This window comes from Tepidiphilus thermophilus (assembly GCF_001418245.1).
Classification (GTDB): domain Bacteria; phylum Pseudomonadota; class Gammaproteobacteria; order Burkholderiales; family Rhodocyclaceae; genus Tepidiphilus; species Tepidiphilus succinatimandens.
Genome location: NZ_LIPU01000016.1, coordinates 1 through 13,708 on the forward strand (window position 1 = coordinate 1; position 13,708 = coordinate 13,708).

7 protein-coding genes and 7 tRNA genes are annotated in these 13,708 nt (G+C 66.2%); 12 read left to right on the plus strand and 2 right to left on the minus strand.

The features are described from left to right. Window positions 1-156 precede the first annotated feature (156 nt). Together ASC37_RS09915 and ASC37_RS09920 are read left to right on the plus strand one after the other, a co-directional pair. Window positions 157-1,248 carry an ISAs1 family transposase gene (locus tag ASC37_RS09915; RefSeq protein WP_055423984.1) on the plus strand — a complete coding sequence of 364 codons (1,092 nt, stop codon included), beginning with the start codon at window positions 157-159 and terminating at the stop codon, window positions 1,246-1,248. A gap of 12 nt (window positions 1,249-1,260) precedes the next feature. Beyond that, window positions 1,261-1,458: an aldo/keto reductase gene (locus tag ASC37_RS09920; protein ID WP_055424226.1), complete on the plus strand. Its 198-nt coding sequence runs from the start codon at window positions 1,261-1,263 to the stop codon at window positions 1,456-1,458. Between the two features lie 49 nt (window positions 1,459-1,507). Here the strand turns inward: ASC37_RS09920 and ASC37_RS11445 are convergent, their stop codons facing one another. Continuing rightward, entirely contained in the window at window positions 1,508-1,885 is a 378-nt protein-coding gene (locus tag ASC37_RS11445; protein ID WP_072247987.1) for a hypothetical protein, read from the minus strand. Between the two features lie 126 nt (window positions 1,886-2,011). Here ASC37_RS11445 and ASC37_RS09930 point away from each other — a divergent pair. The 7 genes from ASC37_RS09930 to ASC37_RS09960 all read left to right on the plus strand — a co-directional run bounded on the left by ASC37_RS09930 (window position 2,012) and on the right by ASC37_RS09960 (window position 2,729). Beyond that, window positions 2,012-2,104: transfer RNA gene (locus tag ASC37_RS09930), tRNA-Ser, on the plus strand. An 83-nt stretch (window positions 2,105-2,187) separates the two neighbouring features. After that, window positions 2,188-2,263: transfer RNA gene (locus tag ASC37_RS09935), tRNA-Ala, on the plus strand. 17 nt (window positions 2,264-2,280) lie between these two features. After that, window positions 2,281-2,356 (plus strand) — tRNA-Glu (locus tag ASC37_RS09940). Between the two features lie 14 nt (window positions 2,357-2,370). Continuing rightward, window positions 2,371-2,447 (plus strand) — tRNA-Asp (locus tag ASC37_RS09945). 22 nt (window positions 2,448-2,469) lie between these two features. Beyond that, window positions 2,470-2,545, plus strand: a tRNA-Ala gene (locus ASC37_RS09950). A gap of 17 nt (window positions 2,546-2,562) precedes the next feature. Then, a tRNA-Glu gene (locus ASC37_RS09955) sits at window positions 2,563-2,638 on the plus strand. Between the two features lie 14 nt (window positions 2,639-2,652). Next, window positions 2,653-2,729 (plus strand) — tRNA-Asp (locus ASC37_RS09960). A gap of 97 nt (window positions 2,730-2,826) precedes the next feature. On the opposite strand, the gene ASC37_RS09965 is transcribed toward ASC37_RS09960, so the two are convergent. After that, window positions 2,827-4,167, minus strand: a complete 1,341-nt coding sequence (locus tag ASC37_RS09965) for a dicarboxylate/amino acid:cation symporter (protein WP_055424227.1) — start codon at window positions 4,165-4,167, stop codon at window positions 2,827-2,829. A gap of 213 nt (window positions 4,168-4,380) precedes the next feature. Here ASC37_RS09965 and recC point away from each other — a divergent pair, with 213 nt between their 5' ends. Genes recC through recD form a run of 3 tightly spaced genes read left to right on the plus strand, consistent with a single transcriptional unit; the run spans window position 4,381 to window position 13,708 of the window. Next, window positions 4,381-7,965, plus strand: a complete 3,585-nt coding sequence (gene recC / locus ASC37_RS09970) for an exodeoxyribonuclease V subunit gamma (RefSeq protein WP_055424228.1) — start codon at window positions 4,381-4,383, stop codon at window positions 7,963-7,965. Further along, a complete protein-coding gene (gene recB / locus ASC37_RS09975; RefSeq protein WP_055424229.1) occupies window positions 7,962-11,627 on the plus strand; it encodes an exodeoxyribonuclease V subunit beta in 3,666 nt (1,221 codons plus the stop codon). Before recC ends, recB begins: the two co-directional genes overlap by 4 nt. Next, window positions 11,624-13,708 carry an exodeoxyribonuclease V subunit alpha gene (gene recD / locus ASC37_RS09980; RefSeq protein WP_055424230.1) on the plus strand — a complete coding sequence of 695 codons (2,085 nt, stop codon included), beginning with the start codon at window positions 11,624-11,626 and terminating at the stop codon, window positions 13,706-13,708. The genes recB and recD overlap by 4 nt, the downstream gene beginning before the upstream one ends.

The following is a 13,708-nucleotide window of genomic DNA, read 5'->3' on the forward strand; positions in this document are numbered from 1 at the left end:
CAGGGCCATCGCACTCGAATGACATGCATTTCCTGAAAATTTTCAGAAAAGTCGTTCACGTTCAATAGGTTATGCAGCCATCTTGTGAACCCTCTCGAAAACGCGTCTACTCTCGTCTTTTGGGCGATGGAAATGCGCGGAGCGGGAGTCAGTCTGATGGAGAAACTCAGTGAGCTTGAAGATCCTCGCCAGCCGAGTAACGGCACCCGCCACGACTTCCGGGAGATCCTGGTGATCGCTGTGTGCGCCATGCTCTCGGACGCCGATAGTTTCGAGGACATCGCGCTGTGGGGTCGGCTCAAGGCCGACTGGCTGCGGCGTTTTCTGGTACTCAAGAACGGGATCCCTTCGCAGGACACGTTTCTGCGTGTGTTCCGGGTGCTCGACCCGAAGCAGTTCGAATCGGTGTTCCGGCGTTGGGTGGGCGGGATCGTTGGCGCACTCGATGGCGTGATGGCCGTCGACGGCAAGACGCTGCGCCGCTCGGCCGATGGCGATGCGCCGCCGGTGCACATGGTCAGTGCGTTCTCGACCGAGCTCGGTCTGGTGCTCGGTCAGGAGAAGGTGGCGGGCAAGAGCAACGAGATCACCGCCATCCCTGAGTTGCTTGAAGCCTTGCACATCAAGGGTTTGCTCGTGAGCATCGATGCCATGGGCTGCCAGCGTGAGATTGCCGCCAAGATCACCGAGAAAGGGGCGGACTACCTGCTCGCAGTCAAGGGCAACCAGCCCACGCTGCATCAGCAGGTGCGTGATCTGATCAGCGATGCGCAGGTCGCCACCGACGGCTTCAAGCACGTGGACAAGTCCCATGGCAGGACGGTGATGCAGCTTAGTTGGGTCGCCGCCAGTGGCAAGGAGATTGACTCCGCGCTCTGGCCCGGCTGCAAGACGGTCGGCTGTGTCGTCTCGCAACGCGTGGTCGGCGACAAGGTGGCTGAGCTGGAAGAGCGCTACTACATCAGTTCGCGCAAACTCACCGCCGAGGAGTTGGCCGATACCGTGCGTGCGCACTGGGCCATCGAGAACAAGCTTCACTGGATGCTCGATGTCTGCTTCGGCGAGGACGACTGCATGATCCGCAAGGACAACGCACCGCAGAACCTCTCGCTGCTCAAGAAGATCGTGATGAACCTGATTCGTGCGGACAAAACCGACACCGCCAAGACGAGCCTGCGACTCAAGCGCAAGCGGGCGGCCTGGGATGACGATATCCGTATGAAAATGCTGGGGATTCATCCGTTATGACTTTCGAGTGCGATGGCCCTGGGAGTGAGCCCGGCCACGCTCGCGCTGGGCTGGGTCTACCATCGCCGCTGCGTGACGAGCACCATCATCGGGGCCACCCGCCCCGAGCAGCTGGAGGAAAACCTCCGGGCCTGGGATTGGCGCCCGAGCCCGGAGGTGCTCGCGCGCATCGACGAAATCCACCTTCGCTACACGAACCCGGCGCCTTGAACGGGGCCGGAGGATGCTGCCGCGCTGAAGGGGCGTTCCCGCCCGGGGGTCATCGCCCCGGTGCAGCCGGTGCCGGCGTGGCGGGTACGGACGGTCCGGGAACGTTCTCCGCTTTGGGGATGATGGGCTGTGAGCGTTTGAGCGGCTCGGTGGGGGCGAACACCGGTGGTACTTCGCGCAGGTTGTTCTGCAGCATGTAGTCGTTCATTTCGCGCCAGCCCTCGAAGATCGCCGCTTTCGAGGCGTTGGGATTGAGGGCGTAACAGTCTTCGAGCGAACGCCCGGCGTGCCGGCACGCGGCGCCGATCGCCTTGGCCTCGGCCTCTGCCTTCTTGGCGTCGTTCAGGCCGATGGCGTCGTAGAAGGCGTCGCAGCCCGCCAGCGATGCGGCCAGAAGGAGCAGCAAGGGCAGGGATCGGCGGGGCATCGGGTCTTCCTTGCGGGAGCAGGTGAAGGCGTTAACGGCATGGCCGCGGAAAACTTTATGCCGGGGCGGCCTCGCGCGCGAGAGTATGGATTTTTTTTGGCGAGCTGGCTATAATTCTATGCTTTAGGAGAGGTACCGAAGCGGTCATAACGGCGCCGACTCGAAATCGGATGGCCGGGTAAAACCGGCACGCGGGTTCGAATCCCGCCCTCTCCGCCAGGTTTCATTGGCAATGCCGCAAGGCGTGCGGAACCGGTTTACAGTGAATGGTTTTTTTGCTACCATGCGCGCTCTTCTGCTGCGGGGGTATAGCTCAGTTGGTAGAGCGCTTGCATGGCATGCAAGAGGTCAGCGGTTCGACTCCGCTTACCTCCACCAGAGAAACGGTTTTGCGGGTCCCCATCGTCTAGAGGCCTAGGACACCGCCCTTTCACGGCGGTAACCGGGGTTCGAATCCCCGTGGGGACGCCAGGGTTTACAAGTGCGGAGTGGTAGTTCAGTCGGTTAGAATACCGGCCTGTCACGCCGGGGGTCGCGGGTTCGAGTCCCGTCCACTCCGCCAGGATTGCTGCAGGTGCTTCGTCGGGGGTGTAGCTCAGTTGGTAGAGCGCTTGCATGGCATGCAAGAGGTCAGCGGTTCGATTCCGCTCACCTCCACCAGTTGAAGGTCAAGACGGGTCCCCATCGTCTAGAGGCCTAGGACACCGCCCTTTCACGGCGGTAACCGGGGTTCGAATCCCCGTGGGGACGCCAGGGTTTACAAGTGCGGAGTGGTAGTTCAGTTGGTTAGAATACCGGCCTGTCACGCCGGGGGTCGCGGGTTCGAGTCCCGTCCACTCCGCCAGTTCTTGCAAAAAGCGGGCTTCGTGCCCGCTTTTTCGTTTTCCCGTCAGATCGCATCGTGAAAGGCAAGGAGCGGCAGGCGCCGCTCCTGCCGTTCTTCAGTCGACGACCTCTGGTCCGACCTGCATTTCGAGATCGATGGCGTCGGGATGATCGAGCGCGAATTCTAGTTTTTCCTTGTCCAATTGCCCTTCCCAGCGGGCCACGACGATGGCTGCGCAGGCGTTGCCGATGAAATTGGTGAGTGCGCGGCATTCGGACATGAATCGGTCGATGCCCAAGATCAGCGCCATGCCGGCCACAGGTACTTCGGGGACCACTGCCAGCGTGGCGGCCAAAGTGATGAATCCCGCGCCCGTGACGCCCGCAGCTCCTTTCGAGCTGATCATCGCGACGAGCAACAGCAGGATTTGGTGCGACAGGCTCAATTGGATGTCGAGCGCCTGGGCGATGAAAAGGGCGGCCATCGTCATGTAGATGTTGGTGCCGTCGAGGTTGAAGGAGTAACCCGTAGGCACGACCAGACCGACGACCGATTTGCCACAACCTGCTTTTTCCAGTTTGCGCATCAAGTTGGGCAGAGCCGATTCCGATGAACTCGTGCCCAACACGAGTAACAATTCATCCTTGATGTAGCGCAAAAGCTTGAAGATGGAGAACCCGTTGTAGCGCGCGACGAGCCCCAGCACGACGGTGACGAAGAAGAAGGCGGTAAGGTAGAAAGCGAAGATCAGATAGGCCATGTTGCCGATGGATTTGATGCCGTACTTGCCTACCGTAAACGCCATGGCACCAAACGCCCCGACGGGTGCCGCCTTCATCAAGATGGCCACCAGTTTGAAGATGGGGAGGGTAAGCTGCTCGAAAAACGTCAGGATCGGTTTGCCCGCTTCTCCAATGGAAGCAAGAGCGATGCCGAACAAGATGGCCACGAAGAGCACCTGAAGGATGTCGCCTTCGACGAGCGGGCTGAGCACGGTGGAGGGTATGATGTTGAGCAAGAAAGCCGTGATCGTACTTTCATGGGCTTTGCTGACGTAGCCGGCGATTTTTTCCGTGTCGAGCGTGGCTGGGTCGATGTGCATGCCGGCGCCTGGTTGCAGGACGTTGGCGACCACCATGCCGATGATCAACGCCAGGGTCGAGAAGGTCAGGAAATAGATCATGGCCTTGGCGACTACTCGTCCGACCGTTCTGAGGTTGCTCATGCTGGCGATGCCGGTGACGACCGTCAGAAAGATGACGGGGGCGATGATCATCTTGACCAGCTTGATGAAACCATCGCCCAAAGGTTTCATGGCAGCGCCGTTCTCGGGCCAGAAATAACCCAACGCAATGCCAAGGGCGATTGCGATCAGTACCTGGACGTAGAGGATCCTGTACCAAGGCAATTTTTTGGGAGGATGGGCGGCTGATGCGAGTTGCTCGGCAGAGAGCATGTCTGGCGTCCTCTTGGATGGGGGTATCGATAAGGGAACGGATCCGGTGCGGATCTCCGGTCCCGTAAAAAAGGAATTTTACAACCACGGGGCCTCTGTTCCATGAAATCCAGCCGATGGGGTCGGTGTCACGGCGGTGGGTTTGCACTCTTGCGTCGGCTGAGTGCCCGCCTTATGCTCCCGATGTAGGCGTATCCGGGTGAGGAAAACACGATGTCTGATGGAGCGGGATTCCTGATCTTTCACGGCAACCGGCTCGAGAACCTGCGCCGGCTGGCGGTGGCCTGGCTGGGGCGGGAGCCGCTGCCGCCGCTCGTGCCGGAGTGTTTCCTCGTGCAGGGCAACGCCATGGCGCAGTGGCTGCGGCTCGCGCTGGCTGCGGGGGCAAACGAAGGGGGCTGCGGCGTGGCGGCGGCGCTGGAGTTTTCCCTGCCCTCGACGTTCCTGTGGCGCTGTTATCGGGCTGTGCTGGGGGCGGAGGCGGTGCCGGAGCGCTCGCCCTTCGATCTGCCCTTGCTGCGCTGGCGCTTGCTGCGCTTGCTCGGAGGTTTACCGAAGGATCCGGTCTATGAGCCACTGCGCCGTTTCCTTGCGGAAGAAACGCAGGCCAAGGAGGGCGCACCGGGCGAAAAGCTGCGGCGGCGGGTGAGCGAGGAGCGGGCGCTGCGCAAGCGCGATCAGCTGGCGGCGCGCATCGCCGAGCTGTTCGACCAGTATCAGGTCTATCGCGCCGACTGGCTGCAGGACTGGGGCGCGGGTCGGGATGTGCTGCGCGACGCGCACGGCAAGGAATCTCCACTCGAAGAGGGGCAGCGCTGGCAGGCGGCGCTGTGGCGCCTTTTGTGTGCCGACGTGGCGCGTACCGAGCCGGGTGCCGAGCGTACGGCGCGATCGAGCGTGCACTCGGCCTTCCTCGAAGCGGTCAGAACCTGGCAGGGAGCGCCTCCGCCTGGACTGCCACCACGGCTCGTCGTCTTCGGGATTTCGAGCCTGCCGCAGCAGTGGGTGGAGGCACTGGCGGCACTGGGGCGCTGGATTCCGGTGCTGCTCTTCGTACACAACCCTTGCCGTTACCATTGGGCCGACGTGGTCGATGGGCGCGAGCTATTGCGGCAGCAGGAGAAATGGCGGCAGCGCCGGCAGCGGCGCGAGGGGCAGCCCGATTTCATTCCGGACGAGGAGCTTCATCGCCACGGTCACCCCTTGCTCGCGGCCTGGGGCAAGCAGGGAAGGGATTTCATCGCCCTGCTCGACGAGTTCGACGAGGAGGCGGTGCGCCGGCGCTACGCGGGGAAGGTGGAGGGAAGCGGCGGGCGGCTCGACTGGTTCGAGGCGCCGGAGGCGAAAACTTTGCTGCAGCAGCTGCAGGAAGACATCCTCGAATTGCGTCCCCTGGCCGAAACGCGGGAGCGGGGGGCGAGCGTGGCGCTCGATCACGACCGTTCCCTCGTCTTTCACGTGGCGCACGGGCCGCAGCGGGAAGTGGAGGTGCTGCACGATCAGCTGCGTGCGGCCTTCGACGAGGACCCGACGCTGCGCCCCGACGAGGTGATCGTGATGGTGCCGGACATCGAGGCCTATGCACCGCACATCGAGGCGGTGTTCGGTGCGATCGAACCCGATGATCCGCGCCACATCCCGTTTTCGCTCGCCGACCAGGGGCTGCGCGCCCGCGATCCGCTGCTGCAGGGGCTGGAGATCCTGCTCGATCTGCCGCAGGGGCGGGCACGGGTGGGCGAGGTGCTCGATCTGCTGGAAGTGCCGGCACTGCGCCGGCGATTCGGGATCGACGATGAGGCGCTGCCGCGCCTGCGTTCCTGGGTGGAGGAAGCGCAGATCCGTTGGGGGCTGAACGAGGAGCATCGGCGCGACCTGGGTCTGGGCGAGCGGGGAGGCGGGGAGTGGCTGCGGCAGAATTCCTGGCGGTTCGGTCTCGAGCGCATGCTCTACGGCTATGCGGCGGGCGATGCGCCAGCCTGGAAGGGGATCGAGCCCTTCGCGGAGGTCGGCGGGCTGGAGGCGGAGCTCGTCGGACCGCTGGCGGATGTACTGGAGGCGTTGGAGACGGCGTGGCAGCAGCTGCGCGAACCGGCCACGCCGACCGAGTGGGGCGGGCGGCTGCAGGCGTTGCTCGCACGCTTTTTCGCCGCGGGGGACGATGAGGAAACCGTCACCCTGATGCGGCTGGAGACGGCCCTGCAGGAATGGGTGGACGCGTGCGCGGCCGCGGGGCTGGAGGAATCCTTGCCGCTTTCGGTGGTGCGCGAACCGTGGCTGGAGGGGGTGGAGGCGCAGGGGCTGTCGCAGCGATTCTTCGCCGGACGGGTGATCTTTGCCACCCTGATGCCGATGCGGGCGATCCCCTTTCGGCACGTCTATCTGCTGGGGATGAACGACGGGGACTATCCGCGCGCGCGCACGCCATCGGACTTCGACCTGATGGCGCGCAATTATCGTCCGGGCGACCGCTCGCGGCGCGAGGACGATCGCTATCTCTTCCTGGAGGCGCTGCTGTCGGCACGCGAGCGCTTTTACGTTTCCTGGGTGGGGCGTCGCATCACCGACAATGCGCCGCAGCCGCCTTCCGTGCTGGTGGCGCAGCTGCGCGAGCACCTGGCGGCGGGCTGGACGGGGCGTTGGACGGGAAATGAAGCGCCCGTGCGGGGGGAGGATTTGCTGGCGGCGCTCACGACCGAGCATCGGCTGCAACCGTTCAGTCCGGCCTATTTTCCGCCCGAACCGGGGCAGGGCGCGCTCTTTACGTATGCGCGCGAATGGCGTGCGCGACGTGAGGGAGAAAAGCCGACTGCTTCCGCGCCGTTGCAGCCGCTTTCGCTCGAGGAGCCGCTGCGGGTGCGAGAACTCGCTCAGTTCCTGCGCCACCCGGTGCGGACCTTTCTGCGCGACCGTCTCAAAGTCTTCCTCGAACTGGAGGATCCGGGCAGTGAAGAGGCCGAGCCCTTCGCGCTCGATGGCTTGACGCGGTGGAGCCTGCGCCAGGAAGTGATCGATGCGCAGCGCGCGGCCCTGCGGCAGGGACGGGACGTGGCTGCGGCGCGAACGGCGGCGATCGGCCGCATTCGTCGGCAGGGGGTGCTGCCTGCCGGGGGGCTGGGAGTGCTGTGGGCGACGGAACTCGAGGAGGGGATGGACGAGCTCTTCGCGCGCTATCGGGAAGCGCTGCAACGTTGGCCGCAGGAAATCGCGGGCGGCGAAGAGGTGCGCTTTGCCGCTGGCGGCCTGGAGCTTGCCGACTGGCTGGGGGAATGGCGTCGCAACGACGGGGGCGAACGGGCGCGGGTGCTGATCTCACCGAGCGATCTCGTGAAAGACAACAAATACCGTCAGGACCGCCTGGTGGACTATTGGGTGCAGCATCTGGCGGCCAATGCCGGGGTCGGACCGACGCAGACGGTCGTCCTGAGCCTCAAGGGGGACTATACCTTCGGGCCGCTGCTGCCCGAGGAAGCCGCAACCGAGCCGCTCGCGGCGCTGCTGTGCGCCTGGGCCGAGGGCATGCGCCGGCCGCTGCCTTTCGCCGTGGAGTCGGCGGTGGCGTGGTGGCAAGCGAGGGCCAAAGGCGAGGAGGCAGCGTGGGAGGCGGCGCGCAGGGTGTACGAAGGTCACGGCAGGACGGATGGCGAGCGCGACCGGGATCCCTACCTGGCGCGTGCCTGGCCGACGTTCGCCGCCCTGCGCGCGAGCGGCGAGTTCGAGCACTGGGTCGAGGTGCTGCTCGCGCCTTTGCTGCAGCACATGGAGGCCGCCAAGGAGGAGAAGAAAGGAGCGCGGGCATGACGGAAATGGCCAATGAAGTCGATGTGCTGCGTTTTCCCCTATGGGGCAGCCGCCTGATCGAGGCGAGCGCCGGCACGGGCAAGACCTACACCATCGCCGCGCTCTATGTACGCCTGGTGCTGGGACACGGCGGGGAGGTGGCTTTCTCCCGGGAGCTCACGCCGCCCGAGATCCTGGTGGTGACCTTCACCGAGGCGGCCACCAAGGAGCTGCGTGAGCGTATCCGTCGGCGCCTGAGCGAGGCGGCGCGCTGGTTCGGCCATTCGGCCGCAGAGGCTGCCCCGGAGTGGGTGGACGATTTTCTGCGCGAATTGCGTGCTCAATATGCGGAAAAGGATTGGTCGGGGTGTGAGCGCCGGCTGCAGGCGGCGGCGGAGTGGATGGACGAAGCGGCAGTCTCCACCATCCACGGCTGGTGCCATCGCATGCTGCGCGAGCACGCTTTCGACAGCGGTAGCCTCTTTAGCGAGACGCTGGAGACGGAGCCCGACGACCTGCTGCTCGAGGCGGTGCGCGACTACTGGCGGGAGTTTTTCATGCCGCTGCCGGCCGAATCGCTGGCGCTGCTGCGCGGCTGGTTCAAGGACGCCTTCGTTCCGGAGAAATTCCAAGGAGCTTTGGCGGGGCTGCTGCCGTTGGCCGATGAACTGGAAGAAGGGCCAGAGCCGGCAGAGGTGGCAGAAGAAGTTCGGCGGCAATGGGGGGAAGCGAAAGCTCCGTGGGGGAAATGGGTGCCCGAGTTGCAGACCCTCTTTGATGAGGCGCGCAATCGCAAGGAGATCGACGGGCGGACATTGCGCGCCGACTACGTGCAGGACTGGCTGGCGGCGTTGGCTCGATGGCGCGACGATCCTTTAGCGGAGGCGCCGGATTTGTCCAAAAAAGCTTGGAGTCGTTTGACGCGCACCGGTTTGGACGAGGCGTGGAAGAGCGGCGAGGCGCCGAGGCACGAGGCGATCGACGCGCTAGAAAACCTGCATCCGCAGCTTGAACGGCTGCGCGAGCAGGGGAAGGCGAGCATCCTCCAGCATGCGGCGCGTTGGGTGGCGCAGCGTTTTTCCGTGCTGCAGCGGCGGCGGGCGCAGCTGGGATTCGACGATCTGCTCACCCGTCTCGACCAGGCGCTGCGCGGGCCCAACGGGGCGCGGCTCGCTGCGCGCATCCGGCAGTCCTTCCCGGTGGCGCTCATCGATGAATTCCAGGACACCGATCCGGTGCAGTACCGTATCTTCGAGGTGGTCTATGCGCCGCAGGAGAACGACCCGCAGACTGCCCTCATCCTCATCGGCGACCCCAAGCAGGCGATCTACGCCTTTCGCGGCGCCGACATCTACACCTATCTCGAAGCGCGCCGGGCCTGCGGCGAGCGGCGCTACACCCTGCGGCGCAATTTCCGCTCGACTCGGGCGATGGTGGAGGCGGTCAATCGCGTCTTTGTGAATGCGCAGGAAAAAGGCGAGGCCGGGGCCTTCCTCTTCAGAACCGCCGAGGGAGAGGATCTTCTGCCTTTCCTGCGGGCGGAGGCAAATGGGTTAAATGAGCAGTTCGTCTGCGAGGAGAATGGGCCGCCGGCGCTCATGGCGTGGTGGGTGCAAGGGGAAGAAGCGACGGAGCCGCTCGGCGTCAAGGGGTACCGCGACCTGCTCGCCCACGGCTGCGCCGAGGAGATCGTGCGCCTGCTGCGGCTGGGGCGGGAAGGGCGGGCAGGGTTCGTCGATCCGGCAAAAGGGACGATGCGACCGGTGAGGGCCGCCGACGTGGCGGTGCTGGTGCATACGGGCGAAGAGGCGCGGCTGATCCGCGCGGCGCTCGCGCGGCGCGGCGTGCGCAGCGTCTATCTCTCCGAGCGTAGCTCGGTGTTCGCGAGCCCCGCGGCGGCCGACCTGCAGCGCTGGCTCGAGGCCTGCGCCGAGCCGCAGAACGATGCGCGCCTGCGCTCGGCCCTGGCGAGCGCCACGCTCGGGCGGTCATGGGAAGAAATTGATGTGCTGGAGCGCGATGTCCTTGCCTGGGAAGCGGAAGTGGCGCGCTTTCTCGGTTATCGCGATCTGTGGCGGCGGCAAGGGGTATTGCCCATGCTGCGCCGGTTGATGCATGACTTCGACGTGCCCGCGCGACTGCTCGCGGGGGAGACGCCCGAAGGCGACAGCGGCGAGCGGCGGCTCACCGACCTGCTGCACTTGAGCGAGCTCTTGCAGAAGATGAGCCGCGGGTTGGACGGCGAACATGCCCTCATCCGCGCCTTGGCCGAGGCGCGCCAGGACGGTGGGCAGGGCGCCGAGGAGCGGCAGCTGCGCCTGGAGAGCGACGAGGCGCTCGTCAAGGTGGTGACGGTGCACAAGGCCAAGGGATTGGAGTATCCGCTCGTCTTCCTGCCCTTTGCCTGTTCGTTCCGGCAGGTCGAGAAGGACGATCTGCCCCTCGTCTGGCACGATGAAGCGGGGCGGCGGCAGGTATCGCTCCGTGCTGACGAAACGGCGTTGGCCTGCGCCGAGCGCGAGCGTCTGGCCGAGGATTTGCGCAAGCTCTACGTGGCGCTCACCCGGGCGCGTTTCGCCACATGGATCGGCGTGGGGGCGCTGGAGAACCTGCACGCGAGCGCCATGGGCTATGCCTTGGGCGTGCGACAGGGCGATCCCGTGCCGGAGGTGCGCCAGAAGCTGGACTCGCTCGCCGAGGGATGCGATTTCCTCGTGATCGCACCCGTGCCGGTTCCTGGCGAGGAACGCCTGCCGGCGGACGGGGAAGGAATCACCTTGGGGCCGGCGCGTACGCCGCGCCGCCGGATCTTCGCCTCGTGGGGGATCTCCAGCTACTCGGGACTGCGCAGCACGCTTGCGGCCGACCCGCAGACACCGGACGAAGCCAAGGTGCGCGAGCTCGTCCATGCGCCCCCACCGGGGCCGACGGTGCCGGCGACGGGGATCCACGCCCTGCCGCCGGGAGCGGCGACCGGCACCTTCCTCCACGGTCTGCTCGAATGGGCGGCACGCCAAGGGTTTGCCACGGTGTGCGCCGACGGCGGGATGCGGCTGCGCGACCAGGTGGCGCGGCGCTGCGCGGTGCGCGGCTGGACGGCGCACGTCGAGCTGCTCACCCACTGGCTCCTGACGGTGATGCAGGCTAATCTGCCTTTGCCGGGAGGGGGGACGTGCCAATTGGCCACGCTTTCCGACTATCTGCCAGAGATGGAATTCTGGTTCTCGGTGCCCGAGACCCGCATCGATGCGCTGGATGCCCTGGTGCAGCGGCACACCTTGAAGGGAGCGGAGCGCCCGAGGCTGACGCCGGGGCGGATCAAGGGCATGATCAAAGGGTTCATCGACCTCGTCTTTTGCTGGGAGGGGCGCCATTACGTGCTCGACTACAAGTCCAACGTCCTGGGGGCGACGGACGCCGCCTACGGGCGGACGGCCCTGGAGGCGGCCGTGCTCGAGGGGCGCTACGACCTGCAATACGCCCTTTACCTGCATGCCCTGCACCGGCACCTGCGCGTGCGCCTGCCCGATTACGAACCGCAGCGCCATCTGGGCGGGGCGGGGCTGCTCTTCCTGCGCGGCATCCACGGGCCGGCCAAAGGAGTGCTGTTCGAGCAAGCCACGGCGCCGCTGCTCGACGGGCTCGACGATCTCCTCGATGGCCCCGGCGGGAGACTGACATGAACGAGGCAGATCTGCGCGACGATCTGGCGCGCTGGGTGCAGGATGGCTGGTTGCGGCCGCTCGATGCGGCCTTTGCACGATTCCTGCAGGAAAAAGTGCCGCAGGCGCCGTCACGGGCGATCCTTGCCGCAACCCTGGCGAGCCACCAGTTGGGGCGCGGCCACGTGTGCCTCGATCTCGCTGCGCTTGCCGACGATCCGGTTTTCACTTTGGCCATCCCGTTGCGCGATGCGGGCGGGTTGCCGACGCCGGCGGGGGCGGTTCAGGGGATTTCGCGCCAAGCCTGGCTCGGCGAACTCGACTGCCCCGACCTGGTGGGACAGGGGGAGGAGGAAGAAGCGGCGCCGCTCGTGCTTCGGGGCCACCGACTCTACCTGCGCCGCCAGTGGGACAACGAGCGCGCCGTGCGGCAGGGGATCCTTACGCGGGTGCGGGAAACCGTGCCGTTCGCACCGGAGCCGGTGCGAGCGATCCTCGAGACGCTCTTCCCTGTGGGCGAGGGGGACGTGTGGCAGCGGCTTGCCTGTGCGCTCGCGCTGCGGCGGCGCTTTGCGCTGATCACCGGCGGTCCCGGCACGGGCAAGACGAGCACCGTGGTGCGTCTCATCGCCTTGCTGCAGGCGCTCGCCCTGCAAGGGGGCTTGCCGGGGCGGGGCGAGGCGCCGCTGCGCATCCGGCTCGCTGCGCCCACCGGCAAGGCGGCCGCGAGGCTGAGCGAATCGATCGGGCAGTCGCTCGAACGGCTGCCGTGGGAGGCGCTGCCGCAGGGCGAACGAATCCGCGATTCGCTGCCGAGAAACGTCTCGACGCTGCACCGTCTCTTGGGTGCCCGCGCCGGGTCGCGTCGCTTCCGCCATGATGAGGCCGACCCCCTGGTGCTGGACGTGCTGGTGATCGACGAGGCTTCGATGGTCGATCTGGAAATGATGGCGGCCGTGCTGCGGGCCTTGCCTCGGGGGGCGCAGCTGGTGCTGCTCGGCGACAAGGACCAGCTCGCTTCCGTCGAGGCCGGTGCCGTGCTCGGCGGTCTGTGCCGGCGCGCCGACGAGGGGCACTATACGCCCGAGACGATCGCCTGGTTACGCGAGACGGTCGGAGCGGAACTTCCGGAGGGATTCGCCCCAGAGAATGGCCCATCCGATGCCCCCGTTTACGTCGATCCCGAGGGTACGGCGCTCGATCAGGCGATCGCCATGCTGCGCCAAAGCCATCGCTTCGCTGCCGAGAGCGCCATCGGCCAGCTCGCGGCGGCGGTCAATCGGGGCGATGCGGCCGCGGCGCGGAGGGTTCTGCGAGGGACCCTCGCGGGCGATCCGGACGCGCTGGGTGAAGGGGATCGCGCCCTGGCCGCGCCCGTTCCGCCGGCATCCGAAACCGTGGCGCTCCTCGTTCCCCAAAGCCAGGAGGACGAGGCGCTGCGCCGGCTCGTCTGCGGCACGAAAGAAAGCCCAGCGGGTCATGCCCTCTATCTGCGTGACCTGCATGAGCGTCGCCCGCCGCCCGAAGCACCGCCGGCAGCCTGGGCCGACTGGGCAAGGGCGGTGCTCGCGGCTTATGGGGGGTTCCAGGTGCTGTGCGCCGTGCGCGAGGGGCCCTGGGGGGGGGAAGAAATGAACCGGCGCATCGCTCATTGGTTGCGTCGCGCGGGGCTGCTGCCCGACGAGCAGGGATGGTACGAGGGGCGTCCGGTGCTGATGACGCGCAATTCCTACGCCCTGGGCCTCATGAACGGCGACGTGGGGGTGACGCTCGCCTTGCCCGGCCCCGAGGGAAAGGCGCCGCGGCTGATGGTGGCCTTTGCCGCCGCCGCTGGACTGCGCTGGGTGCTGCCCGGCCGCCTGCCCGAGGTGGAGACGGTGTTCGCCCTCACCGTGCATAAGTCGCAGGGTTCGGAGTTCGGCCATGCCGTGCTGGTGCTGCCCGATGTCCCCAGCCCCGTGCTCACGCGCGAGCTCGTCTACACCGGCATCACCCGCGCCCGCTCGCGCTTCACCCTCGTCGATCCGTCGGGCGGGGCCATGCTGGAAGCGGCGATCGCACGCCGGGTGCTGCGCTCGTCCGGGCTGGAAGCGCCTTTGTGA

Excerpts from the sequence above, each read along its gene's own strand:
- ASC37_RS09915 (WP_055423984.1), top strand. The coding sequence starts at position 157 with ATGGAGAAACTCAGTGAGCTTGAAGATCCTCGCCAGCCGAGTAACGGC.
- ASC37_RS09920 (WP_055424226.1), top strand. The coding sequence starts at position 1,261 with ATGGCCCTGGGAGTGAGCCCGGCCACGCTCGCGCTGGGCTGGGTCTAC.
- ASC37_RS11445 (WP_072247987.1), bottom strand. The coding sequence starts at position 1,885 with ATGCCCCGCCGATCCCTGCCCTTGCTGCTCCTTCTGGCCGCATCGCTG.
- ASC37_RS09965 (WP_055424227.1), bottom strand. The coding sequence starts at position 4,167 with ATGCTCTCTGCCGAGCAACTCGCATCAGCCGCCCATCCTCCCAAAAAA.
- recC (WP_055424228.1), top strand. The coding sequence starts at position 4,381 with ATGTCTGATGGAGCGGGATTCCTGATCTTTCACGGCAACCGGCTCGAG.
- recB (WP_055424229.1), top strand. The coding sequence starts at position 7,962 with ATGACGGAAATGGCCAATGAAGTCGATGTGCTGCGTTTTCCCCTATGG.
- recD (WP_055424230.1), top strand. The coding sequence starts at position 11,624 with ATGAACGAGGCAGATCTGCGCGACGATCTGGCGCGCTGGGTGCAGGAT.